The 18,531-nt window shown below is 64.6% G+C and carries 14 protein-coding genes; 7 read left to right on the forward strand and 7 right to left on the reverse strand.

From position 1 onward, the window contains the following. Positions 1-412: 412 nt before the first annotated feature. Positions 413-1,234 (reverse strand): pyruvate, water dikinase regulatory protein, encoded by an 822-nt coding sequence (locus IB243_RS08440; protein ID WP_010464085.1) that lies wholly within the window; start codon positions 1,232-1,234, stop codon positions 413-415. Between the two features lie 264 nt (positions 1,235-1,498). Here IB243_RS08440 and ppsA point away from each other — a divergent pair, with 264 nt between their 5' ends. The 4 genes from ppsA (at position 1,499) to IB243_RS08460 (ending at position 7,080) form a co-directional block, all read left to right on the forward strand. Beyond that, positions 1,499-3,889: a phosphoenolpyruvate synthase gene (gene ppsA / locus IB243_RS08445; RefSeq protein WP_057227076.1), complete on the forward strand. Its 2,391-nt coding sequence runs from the start codon at positions 1,499-1,501 to the stop codon at positions 3,887-3,889. A gap of 66 nt (positions 3,890-3,955) precedes the next feature. Further along, positions 3,956-4,309 carry a DUF4212 domain-containing protein gene (locus tag IB243_RS08450; RefSeq protein ID WP_192426255.1) on the forward strand — a complete coding sequence of 118 codons (354 nt, stop codon included), beginning with the start codon at positions 3,956-3,958 and terminating at the stop codon, positions 4,307-4,309. Then, the gene (locus IB243_RS08455) at positions 4,302-6,392 is read left to right on the forward strand and encodes a VC_2705 family sodium/solute symporter (RefSeq protein WP_192426257.1); all 2,091 of its coding nucleotides are present in this window, start codon (positions 4,302-4,304) and stop codon (positions 6,390-6,392) included. The genes IB243_RS08450 and IB243_RS08455 overlap by 8 nt, the downstream gene beginning before the upstream one ends. A 175-nt stretch (positions 6,393-6,567) precedes the next feature. Next, positions 6,568-7,080, forward strand: a complete 513-nt coding sequence (locus tag IB243_RS08460; RefSeq protein WP_192426259.1) for a hypothetical protein — start codon at positions 6,568-6,570, stop codon at positions 7,078-7,080. 119 nt (positions 7,081-7,199) lie between these two features. On the opposite strand, the gene IB243_RS08465 is transcribed toward IB243_RS08460, so the two are convergent. The 3 genes from IB243_RS08465 to IB243_RS08475 all read right to left on the reverse strand — a co-directional run bounded on the left by IB243_RS08465 (position 7,200) and on the right by IB243_RS08475 (position 9,121). Next, complete coding sequence (locus tag IB243_RS08465) at positions 7,200-7,559, reverse strand: FKBP-type peptidyl-prolyl cis-trans isomerase (RefSeq protein ID WP_010464094.1); 360 nt, start codon at positions 7,557-7,559, stop codon at positions 7,200-7,202. A gap of 145 nt (positions 7,560-7,704) precedes the next feature. Continuing rightward, a complete protein-coding gene (locus IB243_RS08470) occupies positions 7,705-8,013 on the reverse strand; it encodes a helix-turn-helix domain-containing protein (protein ID WP_010464095.1) in 309 nt (102 codons plus the stop codon). A 202-nt stretch (positions 8,014-8,215) separates the two neighbouring features. Then, the gene (locus IB243_RS08475) at positions 8,216-9,121 is read right to left on the reverse strand and encodes a LysR family transcriptional regulator (protein WP_057227082.1); all 906 of its coding nucleotides are present in this window, start codon (positions 9,119-9,121) and stop codon (positions 8,216-8,218) included. A 127-nt stretch (positions 9,122-9,248) separates the two neighbouring features. Between IB243_RS08475 and IB243_RS08480 the strand changes: the two genes are divergently transcribed. From IB243_RS08480 to IB243_RS08490, 3 genes are all read left to right on the forward strand, one after another. Beyond that, entirely contained in the window at positions 9,249-10,238 is a 990-nt protein-coding gene (locus IB243_RS08480) for a hydroxymethylglutaryl-CoA lyase (RefSeq protein ID WP_370540324.1), read from the forward strand. A gap of 22 nt (positions 10,239-10,260) precedes the next feature. Further along, positions 10,261-11,475, forward strand: a complete 1,215-nt coding sequence (locus IB243_RS08485; RefSeq protein ID WP_192426261.1) for a CaiB/BaiF CoA-transferase family protein — start codon at positions 10,261-10,263, stop codon at positions 11,473-11,475. A gap of 82 nt (positions 11,476-11,557) precedes the next feature. Further along, complete coding sequence (locus IB243_RS08490; protein WP_192426263.1) at positions 11,558-12,592, forward strand: tripartite tricarboxylate transporter substrate binding protein; 1,035 nt, start codon at positions 11,558-11,560, stop codon at positions 12,590-12,592. A gap of 195 nt (positions 12,593-12,787) precedes the next feature. Here IB243_RS08490 and IB243_RS08495 read toward each other — a convergent pair whose 3' ends face one another. From IB243_RS08495 to rpoD, 3 genes are all read right to left on the reverse strand, one after another. Beyond that, positions 12,788-14,368: a methyl-accepting chemotaxis protein gene (locus IB243_RS08495; RefSeq protein ID WP_010464103.1), complete on the reverse strand. Its 1,581-nt coding sequence runs from the start codon at positions 14,366-14,368 to the stop codon at positions 12,788-12,790. A gap of 72 nt (positions 14,369-14,440) precedes the next feature. Further along, positions 14,441-15,460 carry a tripartite tricarboxylate transporter substrate binding protein gene (locus tag IB243_RS08500; RefSeq protein ID WP_192426264.1) on the reverse strand — a complete coding sequence of 340 codons (1,020 nt, stop codon included), beginning with the start codon at positions 15,458-15,460 and terminating at the stop codon, positions 14,441-14,443. Positions 15,461-15,951: 491 nt separating this feature from the next. Next, the gene (gene rpoD / locus IB243_RS08505; RefSeq protein WP_029414108.1) at positions 15,952-18,327 is read right to left on the reverse strand and encodes an RNA polymerase sigma factor RpoD; all 2,376 of its coding nucleotides are present in this window, start codon (positions 18,325-18,327) and stop codon (positions 15,952-15,954) included. Positions 18,328-18,531: the final 204 nt, after the last annotated feature.

The raw sequence follows: 18,531 nt of genomic DNA on the forward strand, positions 1-18,531 counted from the left end.
AAAAGCCCCAGGGGCCAGAAACGACCATGGTCCTGCGGGGCACGCAGTGTCGCACGTGTTGGGGGTTGCCACGCTTCCAGGGCTTGCGATGGGTGAACGCCGACAGGCTGCTGTGGCGCCCGCCGCGGGCCGCAGGTCGAGAGCGCCACCGGCGATGGTTCCCCTGGGGTGACCACCTGCGTGTCGAATCGGCCCACGCAGCACACATGCGCTTCCTTGGCTTGTGCTCGGGGCCATGATGACGAACTGCGGGCGGTCAGCCTCCGCCCTTCATCAGTCATCTTGGATGCAGCGAATTCGGAGTGATTTTGCTCTGCTATTGATAGCTAAAAATGCTCGTGGATAGAGCGCAAGGGGCCATTTTTTCTGAAAATACCAGTCACCTCGCTGCAGGCACCGACCGTCACCGCCCTCAATACACCAGCCGCTCCGGCCGGATCTCCTGGAGGATGGTCGTGGCAATCTCTTCGATGGACTTGGTGGTGGTGGACAACCACCGGATGCCCGCCCGCCGCATCATGGCCTCTGCTTCGGAGACTTCCATGCGGCAGTTCTCCAGGCTGGCGTAGCGGGAGTTGGGGCGGCGCTCGGCGCGGATTTCGGCCAGGCGGTCGGGGCTGATGGTCAGGCCAAAGATCTTGCTGCGGAACGGCACCAGCGCAGGCGGCAACTGGCGGCGCTCGAAATCCTCGGGGATCAGCGGGTAGTTGGCGGCTTTCAGGCCACATTGCATGGCCAGGTACAGGCTGGTGGGCGTCTTGCCGCTGCGGCTCACCCCCACCAGGATCACGTCGGCACCGGCCAGGTCTCGGTTGCTCTGGCCGTCGTCGTGGGCCAGGCTGAAGTTGATGGCCTCGATGCGGTCGGTGTATTCCTTGCTGCGGCTCACGTCGCTGAAGCGGCCCACGCGGTGGTGCGATTTGATCCCCAGTTCTTCTTCCAGCGGGTGGACAAAGGTGCCGAACATGTCCAGCAGCATGCCCTTGCAGCCTTCCTGGATGACCTTGAGCACCTCCATATTGACCAGGGTGGTGAAGACCACAGGCTTTTTGCCCTCGACCTCGCCGGTGTGGTTGATCTGCCGCACGGCCTGGTGGGCCTTGTCCACGGTGTCGATGAAGGGCAGGCGCACATGGCGCGGCTTCATTTCGAACTGGGCCAGGATGGCATTGCCGAAGGTTTCTGCGGTAATGCCGGTGCCGTCAGAGACAAAAAATACGGTGCGCGAGTGCATGGGGCTCCTTTTTTTGGATGCGGCTTGCGCCAGCAGGGTTGCCACCACAAAGAAGTGGTGGTGGCCCGATTTGCGTAAGTCGCGTGAAAGCGTCAGCCCGTTGCCAGATGCGCGGGCCTACAATTGTCACAATTATCCAATTCTCACCATGCACACCGTCGGCCTACAACCACAACGACAAAGCTGCAGCCTGTGCATGGCCGCTCGCCCATCGCTCCAAGGGGGCGGGCGCGCAGACCCGGTTTCAACTTCTGGAGCTTTCCCATGTCTGCACTTTTCAGCCCGACCGCCCTGGTCGTACCGTTTGAAAACCTGAGAATGACCGATGTCGAGGCCGTAGGCGGTAAAAACGCCTCCCTCGGCGAGATGATCTCCCAACTGCCGCAGGGCGTTCGGGTGCCTACGGGCTTTGCCACCACCGCCCACGCGTTCCGCGAGTTCCTGGCCTACGATGGCCTGGCTGACAAGATCAGCGCCAAGCTCAAGAGCCTGGACACTGAAGACGTGCGTGCGCTTGCCGCCGTGGGCGCAGAAATCCGCGCCATGGTCGAGGCCCAGCCTTTCCCGGCCGACCTGCAAAAAGCCATTGCCGACGAATTTGCCAAGTTGAGCGCTGGCAACCCCGCTGCCTCGTTTGCCGTGCGCTCGTCCGCCACGGCCGAGGATTTGCCTGACGCATCGTTCGCTGGCCAGCAGGAGACTTTCCTGAACGTGGTGGGCATCGACGAAGTCATGCACAAGATGAAGGAAGTGTTCGCGTCGCTGTACAACGACCGCGCCATTTCCTACCGCGTGCACAAGGGTTTTGAACACGATGTGGTGGCCCTGTCGGCCGGCGTACAGCGCATGGTGCGCTCTGACCTGGGCGCTGCGGGCGTGATGTTCACCATCGACACCGAGTCCGGCTTCGAAGACGTCGTCTTCATCACCAGCAGCTATGGCCTGGGCGAGACGGTGGTGCAGGGCGCCGTGAACCCCGACGAGTTCTATGTGCACAAGCCCATGCTCCAGGCGGGCAAGAAGGCGTTGATCCGCCGGAATCTGGGTAGCAAGCTGATCCAGATGGTGTTCTCCACGCCCGAAGAAAAGGCTGCCAGTGGCAAGCTCGTCAAGACGGTGGACGTGCCCACTGAACAGCGCAACCGCTACTCGCTGACCGATGCCGACGTGGAGCAGCTGGCGCGCTATGCCCTGGTGATCGAGCAGCACTACGCTCGCCCCATGGACATTGAGTGGGGCAAGGACGGCACCGACGGCCAGCTCTACATCCTGCAGGCCCGCCCTGAAACCGTGAAGAGCCAGGCCAAGGGCCAGGCCGAGCTGCGCTACAAGCTCAAGGGCCAGGGCGCCGTGCTGGCCGAAGGCCGCGCCATTGGCCAGAAGATTGGCACCGGCCCGGTGCGCCTGGTGCACAACATTTCCGAGATGGACAAGGTCCAGCCCGGCGATGTACTGGTGACCGACATGACCGACCCCAACTGGGAACCCGTGATGAAGCGCGCCAGCGCCATCGTCACCAACCGCGGCGGCCGCACCTGCCACGCCGCCATCATTGCACGCGAACTGGGCATTCCGGCCGTGGTGGGCTGCGGTGACGCGACCGAGCTGCTCAAGGACGGCACGCTGGTCACGGTGAGCTGCTCCGAGGGCGACACGGGTCGCATCTATGACGGCCTGCTCGAGACCGAAGTGACGGAAGTGCAGCGCGGCGCCATGCCCCCCATCAAGACCAAGATCATGATGAACGTGGGCAACCCGCAGCTGGCCTTCGACTTCTGCCAGCTGCCCAACGAAGGCGTGGGCCTGGCGCGGCTGGAGTTCATCATCAACAACAACATTGGTGTGCACCCCAAGGCCATCCTCGACTATCCCCAGATCGATGCCGATCTGAAAAAGGCCGTCGAATCCGTGGCCCGTGGCCACGCCAGCCCCCGCGCTTTTTACGTGGACAAGGTGGCCGAAGGTGTGGCCACCATTGCCGCCGCCTTCTGGCCCAAGCCGGTTATCGTGCGCCTCTCGGACTTCAAGTCCAATGAGTACCGCAAGCTGATTGGCGGCAGCCGCTACGAGCCCGAGGAAGAGAACCCGATGCTGGGCTTCCGCGGCGCGGCGCGCTACATCAGTGAAGACTTCGGCGAAGCCTTTGCGATGGAATGCGAGGCCTTGAAGCGCGTGCGCAACGACATGGGCCTGACCAACGTGCAGGTGATGGTGCCCTTCGTGCGCACGCTGGGCCAGGCCGAGCGCGTGACCAAGCTGTTGGCCACCCATGGCCTCTCGCGTGGCAAGGACGACCTCAAGGTCATCATGATGTGCGAGGTGCCGAGCAACGCCATCCTGGCGGATCGCTTCCTGGAGTTCTTCGATGGCTTCTCCATCGGCTCCAACGACCTGACCCAGCTCACCCTGGGCCTGGACCGCGATTCGGGCCTGGAGCTGCTGGCGCAAGACTTCGACGAGCGCGACCCCGCCGTGCAGGCGCTGATCCACCAGGCCATCAAGGCCTGCCTGGCGCAGGGCAAGTACATTGGCATCTGCGGCCAGGGCCCCAGCGACCACCCTGACTTTGCACAGTGGCTGGCCAAGGAGGGGATCTCTTCGATCTCGCTCAACCCGGACAGCGTGATCGCGACCTGGCAGCAACTGGCAGGTTGATGCCCTCGGGGGCTGCCATGCGCCATCCGCACCACTTCCCACAGCGTCCGTGATGCCGTGCCCGTGATGCAAGCGCCACAGCAGCAGCCCCCACGTTCTGCAGATGCCGAAATGGCGGGCCCGTTCCCGCCCGATCTGCACGATGTGCGGCACCTGAAGCTCAAGGCCGGCTTGCTGTTGCTGTGGGCGCTGGTATCGTTTGGTGCCACCTATTTCGCCAGAGACCTGCAGGTGCTGGTTTTTGGGGGCTGGCCTTTGGGCTACTGGATCGCGGCCCAGGGGGCAGTGCTGGTGTTCATCGGTATCGTGGTGGCTTATGGCTGGGCCATGAACCGGTTCGAGCGCCAGGACGCAGAGCACCGTGCAGCCACGGCCGCTGCTGAAGTGGTCCCGGGCGATGCGTCTCGCTCCCATGGCTGACCACAGTTCCTCCGGCGCAGACCGGGCCTATCTGTGGCGGCTGCACCGCATCTTTGCGCTGTACGTAGCGGGGGTGCTGGCCTTCTTGGCACTGATGACCTGGGCGGAGCACCAGGGGCTCTCGCGGCACTGGATCGGCCCTATTTTCCTGTTCCTCACGGTGATGGTCTATGCGGGTATCGGCGTTTATGGCCGCACCACCGACCCGGAGGAATACTACGTGGCTGGCCGGCGCATTCCGCCCATGTACAACGGTATGGCGGCGGCGGCAGACTGGATGAGTGCCGCGTCGTTCATCAGCCTGTCGGGGGCGCTCTACCTTCAGGGCTTTTCCGGCACGCCGGGGCAGGCCGGAGGGCTGGCCTATCTGCTGGGGTGGACGGGTGGTTTCTGTCTGGTGGCGATGCTGATTGCACCGCACTTGCGCGCCATGGGCCTGTACACCGTGCCCGATTTTTTCCATGTGCGCTTTGGCGGCCGGTGGCCGCGCATGATTGCTGCGCTGGCCGCCGTGCTGTGTTCTTTCACGTATGTGGTGGCGCAGATCTATGGCGTTGGGCTGATTGCCTCGCGCCTGACTGGCGTGCAGTTCGAGATCGGCATCATGCTCGGCTTGGGCGGGGTCCTGCTGTGCTCGTTTCTGGGGGGCATGCGCGCCATCACCTGGACACAGGTGGCGCAGTATGTGGTGCTGCTGCTGGCCTTCCTGATCCCGGTGTCCTGGCTGGCTTACAAGCAGCTTGGCAACCCGCTGGCACCGCTGGTTTATGGCGAGCAGATCAGCAAGATCGCTGATCTGGAGGCGCAGTTGCTCGACTCCCCTGCAGAGCACCAGGTGGTGCAGACCTACCTGCGGCGCGCCCAGGATTTCGAGGCCCGGCTGCGTGATGTGGAGGGCGCCCTGGAGCGTGAGCGCGAGAAAGGGCGCGAGCGCATTCGTGCGCTGCGCGCCCAGAACGCCGATGTGGGCCTGATCGTCTCGGCCAGCCGCGAGCTGGCGGCCCTGCCGCGTGATGCTGCTGCGGCCCGCGAACGCTGGACCCGCGAGATGCGCGAGAACTACGAACGCGCCCGTCCCCTGGGCGGCTTGCCCTTGCACAGCCAGGCGTATGTGGGCGACCCGCAAGGCACGCCCGAGGAGCAGCGCGAATACGAGCTGACGCGCCGCAATTTCCTGGCGCTCATGTTCTGCCTGATGGTGGGCACGGCGGGCCTGCCGCACCTGCTCACCCGCTACTACACATCGCCCACTGTGTCGGCGGCGCGCGCGTCGGTGGCATGGTCGCTGTTCTTCATCGCCTTGTTGTACCTTAGCGCGCCGGCGCTGGCGGTGCTGGTGAAGTTCGAGGTCATGCAGAACCTCGTGGGCAGCAGTTTCGAGGCCTTGCCCAACTGGATGGCCCAGTGGGCGCGTGTCGATGCCTCGCTGCTGTCGGTGGAAGATGTGAATGGCGATGGAATCGTGCAGTTTGGCGAGATCCGGCTGGGGGCCGACCTCATCATGCTGGCTACGCCAGAACTGGGGGGGCTGCCTTATGTGGTCTCCGGCCTGGTGGCGGCGGGTGGGTTGGCAGCGGCGCTGTCTACCGCCGATGGGCTTTTGCTCACCATCAGCAATGCCCTGGTCCGCGATCTGTATTTTCAGGATGCCAAACGCGAGGCGTCGCCCGAGCAGCGTGTGATTCTGAGCAAGTTCGCCTTGCTGGCGGTGGCCTTGTCGGCGGCTTTTGTCGCGGCGCTCAAACCCTCCGAGATTCTGCCCATGGTGTCGGCGTCGTTCTCGCTGGCCGCATCGGCTTTTGTGCCGGTGATGGTGCTGGGCATCTTCTGGCGCGGCACCACGCGGCAGGGCGCGGTGGCCGGCATGGTGGCGGGGCTTGGCGTGGCGGTGTATTACATGCTTTCGCATGTGTCCGCCATGCGCGCGCTGCCCAGCTGGATGCTGGCGGACGGGCTCTGGCTTGGCATCCAGCCCATCTCGGCCGGCGTGTTTGGCGTGCCGACCGGGCTGGCGGTGGCCGTGGTGGTGAGCTGGTTGACGCGGCCCGCACCGGATCTGCCGCGCATCCGGTCCGAGATGTAGCGGGCACAAGATCGCGTGATAAACGTGCGCCTTGCGCGCGGGGTCGCCGTGGTTGTGCGTAAACCCTGATGACCAATGGTGTACAAACGTGAGAATCTGGGCTTCCAGGGGCTCGTTGGCCGTAGGGTTGTCCTGCTGCATTCCCCTGTTGTTCCGTTTCAGTTCAAGGAGATTCATGGTTCTCGTCAAAACGCCGGCAGGGCAAGAAGCGCTCAAGGATCGGCGCGGCAGCCTCAGCTCGCGCCAGCGCTCGGCTTTCATTCTTTTTGACGGTAAACGTTCCACGGGCGAGATTCTGGCGGCCACGGCCGCCATGGGCATCACGCAGGACGATGTTCAGGCCATGATTGCCCAGGGGTTGCTGGCGCCGCTGTCGGGGCACTCCTTGCCTGCGTCTGCGGCCAGCCAGCCCGTTTCAGAGGCAGATGCATCGGCAGCGGCTGCCATGGATCTGGGCACGGTGGCATCTCCCGTGGAGGGTTCCGGGCGCACACCGAAAGAGCGTTATGAAGCGGCCTATCCGATTGCCACTGAATTGACGGCGGGCATGGGCTTGCGGGGATTCCGGTTGAATCTGGCCGTGGAAGGGGCGGGTAGTTTCGAGGACCTGGCGGCGCTGGCCCCGAAGATCCGGGAGGCCGTGGGGGATGCGAAGTTCGCACGGCTCGACAAGGCGCTTTTTGATTGATGCGTGGGAGCCGATTGCTGGCGAGGAGGAGGCTTCCCTCCGCCGCACAGCAATGAAAAAGGCGGCTTGGTAGCCGCCTTTTTTGATCCCCTGGCCAAAACTGGCCGGAGCTGCAGGCCTTAGCGGCCGACCTTCAGCAGTTCCACATCGAACTTCAGCGTGGCATTCGGCGGGATCACGCCGCCTGCGCCGCGTGCGCCATAGCCCAGGGCTGCAGGAATGATCAAGGTGCGCTGGCCACCGATCTTCATGCCCTGCACGCCTTCGTCCCAGCCCTTGATGACCATGCCGCCGCCCAGCGAGAACTCGAAGGGGTCGTTGCGGTCGCGGCTGGAGTCGAACTTGGCGCCTTGCTCGCCGTTGTTGTACAGCCAGCCGGTGTAGTGCACCGACACGTTCTGGCCCTTGGTGGCTTCGGCGCCTTCGCCCACGGTGGTGTCTTCGTATTGCAGGCCGGATGCGGTGGTGGTCAATGCCATGGATGAAATTCCTTGTTTGCTATTAAAAATATAGTTATCTGCGCTTGATGGATAAGCGCCAGAAGCATTTTTTACCCCTATTTTAACGAAAGCCCCGCTCGGAGGTCCGGCGGGGCTTTTCCCTGGGTGGAGCAGGGGTGTGGCTTCAGGCCTTTTTGGCGCGGCCAGCGACCCAGCGGGTGGCGAAGGCTTGCACGTCCGACAGGCGCTTGAGCAGGTCGGCGCCCGAAGGGGTGACGGTGTAACCGTCGCTGCCGTGGTCTACAAAACCGGCTTCGCGCAGTTCCTTGATGCGGGTGTTGAGCGTGTTGGGGGTGATGCCCCCCACGCTGTCCTGCAGCAGGCGGAACGTCTGGGGGTGGCCGTCCTTCAGGGCCCACAGCACGCGCAGCGCGTAACGGCATTCGAGCCGCTCGAACAACTGGTTGATGGCGGCATTTTCTTTGGAGCTCATGGACGCTTCTCCTCGCGCAAGTGTTGGATCAAATTTTCATTCGGGTGGGCGAATGCCGGGCCCGCTGATGCGCTGAGACTATAGCGCGGAACCCATTTTGCTACAAGTTTAGTAGCTCAGAACGCACACCACACATGCGCTACGCCCCGAAAAACCCGTGTTACAAGTCAAACTGTTGCAGCAGGGCCACGGTTGGAGTCAGTCATTCCTGGCGGCCCAGCCCCGCCAGGTGGCTGACCAGCAACTGTGCGGCGGGGGCCAGCATCTGGGCGCTGCGGTAGCAGATGGCAAAACGCCGCTGGGCCCATGGATCGCTCAGCGGAATCACCCGAACGGGGGCGGTTTGCGCAAAGGGCAGGGCCACTTCGCGCGGCACGACGCTGATGGCCAGGTTGGCGCGCACCACCCGCAGGGCAGCGTCGAAGTTGGACACCAGCACCCGGTGCGCCAGCATTTTTCCCTCCACGGCTGCAGCGCGCGCCAGCAGCACCTGCACCGCGCTCAGCGCGGGCATGCTGACGAATTCATGGTCCAGCACGTCGGCAAAACGCACGCTCTGGTGCTGGGCCACCGGGTGCAGCGCATGGGCCACCACGGCCAGGTGGTCGGTGCGGTAGGCGCAGGTTTCCAGGCCCGTGAGGTCGGCCGCGTCCCAGCAGATGCCGATGGAGGCGCTGCCGTCGCGGATGCCCTGCACCACGTCCGGGCTCACGCGCTCTTCCAGGCTCACCTGGATGTCGCGGTGCGCCGGGTCTTGCAGAAAAGCAGCCACGTCGTCGGCCAGCGACTCGGCCATGACCGAGGCGGTGACCAGCATGCGCACATGGCCCCGGGTGCCGGTGGCATAGGCGGCCATGTCGCGCTCGATCTGACCCACGCTGGCCAGCATGGTGCGCGCGTGCTCCAGGAGCGTTTCCCCCGCCGGGGTCGGAACCACGCCGCGCCGCTTGCGCACCAGCAGCGCTGTGCCCACCGTGTCCTCCAGCTGGGCCAGCCGCTTGCTGATGGCCGAGCCCACGATGGACTCCTGCTCGGCCACGCGCGCAATGCTGCGCTGCTCGCACACGGCGGCAAAGAGCCGCAGGGTTTGCAGGTCGAGATCGCGCATGACATCCCTTTCGACGGAATGGGTGTGATATTCCGTTTGGGAATCATATGGCTTCCGAGATGTATTTTCTGATTATTTCTGGAATTTCTAGAATGACCCCAAGAACACACCCAGCCGGAGACGACCTGTGAGCACACTCTCTGTTTTTCCCGCGACCCACGCCGCGCCCGATGGCGCCTCTGCTCGGGCCGTGGTGCGCGAAGTGGGCTTGCGCGATGGCCTGCAGAGCATCGCCACCCTGGTGTCCACCGCGCACAAGATCGAATGGATCAACGCTGCCTACGCTGCAGGCCAGCGCGAGATCGAAGTGGGCTCCTTCGTGCCCGCCCGCCTGTTGCCCCAGCTGGCGGACACCGCCGAAGTGCTGGCGCATGCCAAAACCCTGCCGGGCCTGCTGGCCTCGGTGCTGGTGCCCAACTACAAAGGCGCCGAGCGTGCACTCGAATGTGGTGCTGACCTGATGGTGGTGCCCCTGTCTGCCAGCTATGCCCACAGCCTGGCCAACCTGCGCAAGACACCCGATGCGGTGGTGGCCGAGGTGGCCCGCATCCGCGCGCTGCGCGACGCCAGCGGCAGCCGCTGCCTGATCGAGGGGGGCGTGGGCACGGCCTTTGGCTGCACGTTGCAGGGCGAGGTGCCCCAGAGTGAGGTGCTGCGCCTGATGCAGGCCCTGCTGGATGCCGGGGCCGATCGCGTGAGCCTGGCCGACACCGTGGGCTATGCCGACCCGGCCTGGGTGGCCCGCCTGTTCGAGAAGGCCCGCGCGCTGGTGGGCGACCGCCTGTGGTGCGCGCATTTCCACGACACCCGTGGCATGGGGCTGGCCAACGCCTACGCCGCGTGGCAGGTGGGCATCACGCGTTTTGACGCCTGCCTGGCCGGCATTGGCGGCTGCCCGCATGCGCCGGGCGCCAGCGGCAATGTCACCACCGAGGACCTGGTGTTCATGCTGGAGCGCATGGGCGTTGCCACCGGCATCGACGTGGCCGCGCTGCTGGCGCTGCGCCAGCGCGTGGCCGGATGGCTGTCGGGTGAGACCCTGCACGGCACGCTGTGGCAGGCCGGGCTGCCGCAGAATGCCGCACGCACCGCGCTGCGAGAGGCAGCAACGGCCTGATCTTCTTATCCATTCTCCGAACATGAACGACACACCACACGCACCCTCGTCCCCCCGCCTGCCGCTCGAAGGTCTGCGTGTGGTGGAGTTCACCCACATGGTCATGGGCCCCACCTGCGGCATGGTGCTGGCCGACCTGGGCGCCGAGGTCATCAAGGTCGAGCCCGTGGACGGCGACCGCACGCGCCACCTGCTGGGCGCAGGCGCAGGCTTTTTCCCCATGTTCAACCGCAACAAGAAGAGCATCGCACTCGACCTGCGCAGCCCCGAGGGGCTGGAGGTGGCGCGCAAGCTGGCCGCCTCGGCCGACGTGGTGGCGCAGAACTTCAAGCCCGGCGTGATGACCAAGTACGGGCTGGACTACGCGGCCCTGAGCCCGCTGAACCCGCGCCTCATCTATGTGAACCACACCGGTTTTCTGCCTGGCCCGTACGAGCACCGCACGGCGCTCGACGAGGTGGTGCAGATGATGGGCGGCCTGGCCTACATGACCGGGCGGCCGGGCGACCCGCTGCGCGCCGGCAGCAGCGTGAACGACATCATGGGCGGCATGTTCGGTGCCATCGGTGCCATGGCGGCCCTGATGCAGCGTGGCATCACCGGGCGGGGGCAGGAGGTGGACTCCGCCCTGTTCGAGAACAACGTGTTTCTGGTCGGCCAGCACATGATGCAGTACGCAGTCACCGGCAAACCGGCGGCCCCCATGCCCGACCGCATTTCGTCGTGGGCGCTGTACGACGTGTTCAGCGTGAAGGATGGCGAGCAGATTTTCCTGGCTGCGGTGAGCGATGCGCAATGGACCACCTTTTGCGACGCCATGGGGTTTTCCGACCTCAAGGCCCACCCGCAACTGGCCACCAACAACGACCGCGTGCGCGCCCGTGCCACGCTGATGCCCGACCTGCGCCAGCGTCTGGCCGCCTACAGCGCTGCCGAGCTGGCGGCGGTTTTTGAAAAACACGGCCTGCCCTTTGCTCCCATTTCGCGGCCCGAGCAGCTGTTTGACGACCCGCACCTGAACGCCACGGGAGGCCTGGCCGACATCACCCTGCCCGATGGCGAACGGGCTGGGCAGACCGCACGCACCACGCTGTTCCCGCTGCGCATGGACGGCAAGCGGCTGGGCGTGCGCCTGCAGCCGCCGGTGCTGGGGCAGCACACCGCAGCGCTGATGGAAGAGCTGGGCTACACACCCGAAGAGGTGCGGGCCCTGCAAAAAAAGCATGCCGTGGCCTGAGCGGGTTGAAGGACCCGGCATCTCCCTGTGGAGATCTGCGCCTGGCATTCGATGAATGAATACAACGACGGAGACAAACGCCATGCACCACGACAGCCCACTCCCTGCCTTCCTCCCTGCAAGCCCGTTGCAACCCCCGGGTCTGCGGCGGCGCAGCGCGCTGCTGGCTGCCCTGGCCAGCCTCGCCGGTAGCGCAACAGTGCCCTCGGCTGCCTGGGCCCAGGCAGCCGACCGCCCGGTCCGCATGATCCTGCCTGTGAGCGCAGGCTCGGGGGTGGACGGCGTGGCCCGCGCCTTGGGGCCCAGCCTGGGCAAGGCGCTGGGGCGCCCGGTGGTGGTGGAGAACTTTCCCGGCGCGGGGGGCATCACTGGTACGTCGATGATCGTCAAGGGCACCAAGGACGGGTCAGCACTGGGCATGGTGTCCAACAACCACGTGGTCAACCCCAGCGTGTTCAAGAACATTCCCTACGACGCGGTGGACGACATCACGCCCATCACCGTGATTGGCGCCACGCCCTTCGTGCTGGTGGCACATCCCTCGGTGGCCGCGAGGAACGTGCGCGAACTCATCGCGCTGGCCAAGGCGCAGCCCGGGGCTCTCAACTATGGCTCTTCCGGCAACGGGACCATCCTGCACCTTGCTGCGGAAATGTTCGTGCATGAAGCGCAGGTGGACATCAAGCACATTCCCTACCGGGGCATGGGGCCGCTGACGGCCGATGTGCTGGGTGGGCAGATCCAGCTGGCGTTCATCGCGGTGGCCGTGGCCGTGCCACATGTGAAGGCTGGGACGCTCAAGGCCATCGGGCTGTCGTCCACCACGCGCTCAGCGCTGTTGCCCGACCTGCCCACCATCGCCGAACAGGGGCTGGCGCAGTATGCATTGGACGGCTGGGTGGCCGTGGTGGGGCCGGCGGGCTTGTCCAAGGCGGAAACGGAACGGGTGTACCAGGCGGTGCGGGCCACCCTGGCGGTGCCGGAGGCACGAGACGCCTTGCTGGCGCAGGGCTACCAGCTGCAAGGCACTACGCCGGAGGCGACCACGGCCTTCTTTCGGACCGAAGTGGCGCGCATGGCCAAGCTGGTCAAGCAGTCCGGGCTCAAGATAGATTAGAGAACATCCCCATATCTGGGGCGCTGCGCGCCTTTCCCCGCGCTCGCTTCGCTGCGGGGCCCAGGTCCATGGATGGGAGAGATCCTCCGTTTCAGCACTGGAAAACTAAAAAAAATTGGTGCCTAGCGCTTTCTGGGTATCGTTTTGTTGCTATATAAAATGTAGCAACCAGGTTTGTACATCCCTGGTACGCATTCAATGTGCCGCAGGTGGCAGTGCCAGGGTGCGGTGGCTGCCGCGCAGGCGGAACACCTCCACGGCCTCCACCAGCTGGCGGGCCTGGCCGCTCAGGCTGCCGGCTGCGGCAGCACTTTCTTCCACCAGCGCGGCGTTTTGCTGGGTGGTTTCGTCCATGCGCACAATGGCCTGGGTGACGCGCAGCATGTCGGAGGTCTGGGCAGCACTGGCCTGGCTGATCTCGTCCATGAGCGTGCTCACGCCCTGGATCGAGGAAACGACTTCACCCATGGTGCTGCCCGCATTGCGGGCCAGGTCAGAGCCGGCCTGCACGCGCTCCACGCTGGTCTGGATCAGCGCCTTGATCTCGCGCGCGGCGCTGGCGCTGCGGGTGGCCAGGTTGCGCACCTCGCTGGCCACCACGGCAAAGCCGCGCCCCTGCTCGCCTGCGCGCGCAGCCTCTACGGCGGCGTTGAGCGCCAGGATGTTGGTCTGAAACGCGATGCTGTCGATGACGCCAATGATGTCGGAAATGCGGCGCGAGCTGTCCTGGATGCCCTGGACCACCGTCACCATCTGCGTCACCACATCGCCCCCGCGCTGGGCCACCGACGCGCCATTGCGGGCCAGCTCGCTGGCGCGTTGGGCGTTGGAGGCGTTCTGCTGCACGGTGGCCTGCAGCTGCTGCATCGAAGACGTGGTTTCGTCCAGCGACGATGCCTGCTCTTCGGTGCGCATGCTCAGGTCCACGTTCCCTTGGGCAATTTCGGCGCTGGCACTGGCCACGCCCTCGGCGTTGCTGCGCACGCCCGACACCACGTTTTCCAGGTTTTCCTGCATGGTGCGCAGGGCTTCCAGCAGCCGCGCGGGTTCGTCCTTGCCGTCGACCAGAATGGTCGTGGTCAGATCGCCCGCCGCCACCTTGTTGGCCACCGAGACCGCTACCCGCAGCGGGCGCACCACCGACCGCGTGAGCAGCCAGCCCGCGCAGCCGCCCAGGGCGGTGACCAGTGCCAGCGCCACCAGGCTGCTGATGAGTGCACGCCGCGCATTCAGCGCCGCCTGTTCGGCAATGGCCGCACTGCTGGCGGCCACCTGCTCGCTCAGTGCGGTGAGCAGCTTGGCAGGGCCCTGGTCGATGTCGGCCACGTCCGCGTCACCCGCAGAGGGCACGAAGCCGAGCGACTGGAACACTTCAAAACCTTTGCGGTAGCCCTGCGCCATTTGCGCATGGGCCTGGGTGAATTTCTGCAGCGCCGCCTTTTCCTGGGCGTCGGTCAGTTGGGGCTCCAGCGCCTTGGCGGCGTCGGCCACGCGCTTCTCACTGGCCTGGAACGCCGCCCAGTGCAGCTCGCGCTTGCGCGAATCCTCACCCCGCAGCAGGGTGTTTTTCCACTCCTGCACCTGGGTCTTGAACTCATTTTCCATGCGGCTCACCGCGCGTTCCTGGGCTACGCGCTCCTGCACCGTGGTCTCGTAGGTGCCCAGGCTGCGGTACAGGGCCGCGATGCCGAACAGCGCGGCGCCCAGCAGCAGCGCAAGCACCAGGCCCAGCGCGGTCGCCATGCGTGCGCCGATGGAGTGGTTGGACATTTTCATCAGCGGCTCCTTAGAGGCGGAATTCCCCTGGAGTGAACAAGCGCAGCAGCGCGAAGCGACTCAGGGAGTGGTTCAAGCCTTCAGCTTGAGCAGGTACACCATGACGCGCGCCGTGGTGAGGTCCAGTTCCATGAACTCTGCCAAATCCTTGCCCGTCAGCCAAGAGGGTTCCCAACGATTGCTTTTGAGCGTGCGCAGCCAGGATTCATGGGCGGTGGCGGCCTCCACGGCGGCCAGCATCTCGGCCATGCGGGAGGCTGGCACCCCCTTGCCGGTGAGCACGCCCCGCCAGTTGGCCATGGTGGCGTCCAGCCCCTGCTCGCGAAAGGAGGGCAGGCCGAAGGCGCTGCGGCGGGACGACACCCCGATGGCGCGCAGCTTGCCCGCCGCAATCGCATCGCTGAATTCGCTGTAGCCCGACAGCCCCATGGCCGCACTGCCAGACACCAGGGCATCCACTACCTCGGAGCCGCCGGGGAAAGGCTTGTAGACCAGGTCTTCCGGCTTGGCCTTGGATGCTCGGGCCAGCACCCCGGCGAAGATGTGGTCCACCCCGCCAGCCGAGCCGCCGGCCACCGGCAGGGCGCGCAGGTCGGCGCGCATGGCGTCGGCCAGATCCTTGGTGTTCTTGATGGGGGACTTGGCTGCCACGGCTGCCACCAAGTAGTCACTGGTGAGCCGTGCCAGGGGTTGTATGTGGGTCATGTCCACAGCGGGCTTTTGCAGCGCCACTGCGCCCACCATCACCATGCCGCCCATCAGCAGGGTGTTGGCATCGTTGCCGTATTTCTCGGCGTACTTGGCCAGGCCAATGGTTCCGCCCTTACCGCCGATGTTTTCGTACTCAATCTGGTCCGCCGCACCCACGGCGGCGAGGGCTGCGCCCAGCGCCCGGCCCGTCTGGTCCCAGCCACCGCCCGGGTTGGCGGGGATCACGATGCGCAGGGTGCCCGCCAGTTTGGGGGGCTTGGCTGGAGCGGCACGGCCTGCCGTGGTGTTGGCTTGTGACCAGGCGGCCGGGGTGAATGTGGTCCACGCCGTTGCTGCGAGCACAGCGTGGGCGAGTGCCTTGCGGCGGTCAATGGGGGTCATGGTGTACCTCGTGAAAACACAGGGATGGGAAGCATGTCCTTCACGCAACCGGACAGCACGGCCGACTTCGTTGCGCAACCGTTTCCAGGAGCCTGTCGGACTTGGAAATCGTCGGCTGAAAATTGACCGCAGCGGTCCATTTTTCCACCGTCTTTTTGCCCCATAGCCGGGCTATGGGGATGCAAATCCGGCAAAAACTGTCCTCGCTGTGGCCAATTTTGGTGAAACCTACGGTTTTCGCGTTCGACACTCCAAGTCCGACAGACTCCCAGAAGGGGCGGTGGATACTGCTGCATGGAAGTCTCCCCATTCTTGATGGAATGTGATGGCAATGGTCACCATCCAAGCTGTCAGTCTGCTGTCGAGAGTATCAGGGTAAACACGCCCGGCCCGCGTGGCCCGCCATGAAAAACGCCCTGCTCCGCAATGGCGGGGCAGGGCGTCGGGCTGAACGGCTGTATGGATTCAGCGTGTCGTGGGCAGCGCCAGAATTACAGCGAGTCGATGAAGCTGCGCAGCTTGTCCGAGCGCGAGGGGTGCTTCAATTTGCGCAGCGCCTTGGCTTCAATCTGGCGGATGCGTTCGCGGGTCACGTCAAACTGCTTGCCCACTTCTTCCAGCGTGTGGTCGCTGGTCATCTCGATACCGAAGCGCATGCGCAGCACCTTGGCTTCGCGGGGCGTGAGGCCATCCAGGATGTCCTTGACCACGTCGCGCAGGCCGGCCTGCATCGCGGCTTCGATGGGGGCGGTATTGGCACCGTCCTCGATGAAGTCGCCCAGGTGGCTGTCGTCGTCGTCGCCGATCGGCGTTTCCATGGAGATCGGCTCCTTGGCGATCTTCATGATCTTGCGGATCTTGTCTTCCGGGATCTCCATTTTGGCCGCCAGGATGGACGCATCGGGCTCGAAGCCGAACTCTTGCAAGTGCTGGCGGCTGATGCGGTTCATCTTGTTGATCGTCTCGATCATGTGCACCGGGATACGGATGGTGCGCGCCTGGTCGGCGATCGAGCGGGTGATGGCCTGGCGGATCCACCAGGTGGCGTAGGTCGAGAACTTGTAGCCGCGGCGGTATTCGAACTTGTCCACGGCCTTCATCAGGCCGATGTTGCCTTCCTGGATCAGATCGAGGAACTGCAGGCCGCGGTTCGTGTACTTCTTGGCGATGGAGATCACGAGGCGCAGGTTGGCCTCGATCATTTCCTTCTTGGCATCGCGCGAGGTGGCTTCACCTTCGTTCATGCGCTTGTTGATGCCCTTGAGCTCGGTCAGCGGCACCACCACGCGCGACTGCAGGTCCATCAGCTTTTGCTGCAGATCCTGGATGGGCGGGATGTTGCGCGCAATGATGGACGACCAGGGCTTGCCGGCGTTGGCCTGCTTCTCGACCCACTGCAGGTTCAAGAGGTTGGGCGGGAAGTCCTTGATGAAGGTTTCCTGCGGCATGCCGCACTTGTCCACGATGATGCGGCGCAGCTCGCGCTCCTTCTTGCGCACGTCGTCCACCTGGCCGCGCACCATGTCGCACAGCTTCTCGATGGTCTTGGCGGTGAAGCGGATGGTCATCAGCTCGGCGGACAAAGCGGCTTGCGCCTTGACGTAGGCGGGCGTGCCGTAGCCTTCCTTGTCGTACACCTTGTGCACTTTTTCGAACAGCTCGCGCAGCTTGTCAAAGCGCTCCAGCGCCTGCTTCTTGAGTTCTTCGAGCTTCTTGGTCAGCGCCTTGGAGCCGCCCTTGCCGTCGTCGTCATCGGCTTCGTCGAATTCGTCGAAGTCTTCTTCGGCCACATAGTCGTCGGCCTCGTTGGGGTTGGAGAAGCCGTCCACGATGGTCGAGATGACGACCTTTCCCTCGCGGATGTCTTCGCCCATGTTCAGGATCTCGGCGATGGTGGCGGGCGATGCGCTGATCGCCTCCATCATGGCCATCAGCCCGCCTTCGATGCGCTTGGCGATCTCGATTTCGCCTTCGCGGGTCAGCAGCTCCACGGTGCCCATTTCACGCATGTACATGCGAACCGGGTCGGTGGTGCGGCCGAATTCCGAGTCCACGGTGGACAGGGCGGCTTCGGCGGCTTCTTCGGCTTCTTCCTCGGTGGCGCCGGCGGGGGCGTTGTCCGTGATGATCAGCGCTTCGGCGTCGGGCGTCTGCTCGTACACCGCCACACCCAGGTCGTTCAGCGTGGTGATGACGGCTTCGAGGGTTTCGGCGTCGACCAGCTTGTCGGGCAAGTGGTCGTTGATTTCAACGTGCGTGAGGTAGCCGCGGGTCTTGCCCAGCTTGATCAGTGCCTTCAGGCGCGCACGGCGCTTGGCCATGTCTTCTTCGGACAGGACGGTCTCGTCCAGGCCGAATTCCTTCATCAAGGCGCGTTCCTTCGCCTTGCTGATCTTCATGCGCAGGGGCTTGACCTTCTCGACCGTGGCTGCGGTTTCGGTGGTCTCTTCGACTTCACCTTCCAGGTCGGCTTCGATGTCGGACAGGTCGGTATCGTCGCCGCCTTCGTCACCACCAGCAGCCGCAGCCTTGGGCTTGCGGCCACGTTTGGCGGGGGCAGCCTTGGCGTCTGCGGCACCTGCGGCCTTGGCAGGACGGCCGGGGCGCTTCTTGGGGGTCTCGTCGTCGTCCGATGCGGCCGCCTTGGCGGTTGCGGGCTTCTTCTTCAGCAATTCATCAGCAGCTTTTGTCAGCTCGGCAGAACTTTTCACAGGCACAGTTTTCACTTTCTTGGCAACCGGGGCGGGCGCGGCGGCGGCTTTTTTCGGAGCAGCCTTGGCCGGGGCTTTGGCAGCGGTTTTGGAGACAGCCTTTGCGGCAGGGCCTGGAGCAGACTTGGATGGCTTCGCGGACTTTTGAGCGGGCATGGAACAACCTCAGGATCAAAAACGGACACAAAGAAAACGCAAGCGCCTCAGGTCCCGGCGCGGGTGGCAACGCAAAGCTACAAGGGCTTCGCGCTTTGAGGGGAGGCCCTCAGGGGCAAGATGTCTGGGCGATCATTTGGTGTGCAGTCCTTGCGATGGTTGGGCTGGTTGTGCGCGTTTGTCACGGTGGCCCGGTTCGGAGGT

It is taken from the genome of Acidovorax sp. ACV01, assembly GCF_014851495.1.
Lineage (GTDB): Bacteria > Pseudomonadota > Gammaproteobacteria > Burkholderiales > Burkholderiaceae_C > Acidovorax > Acidovorax radicis.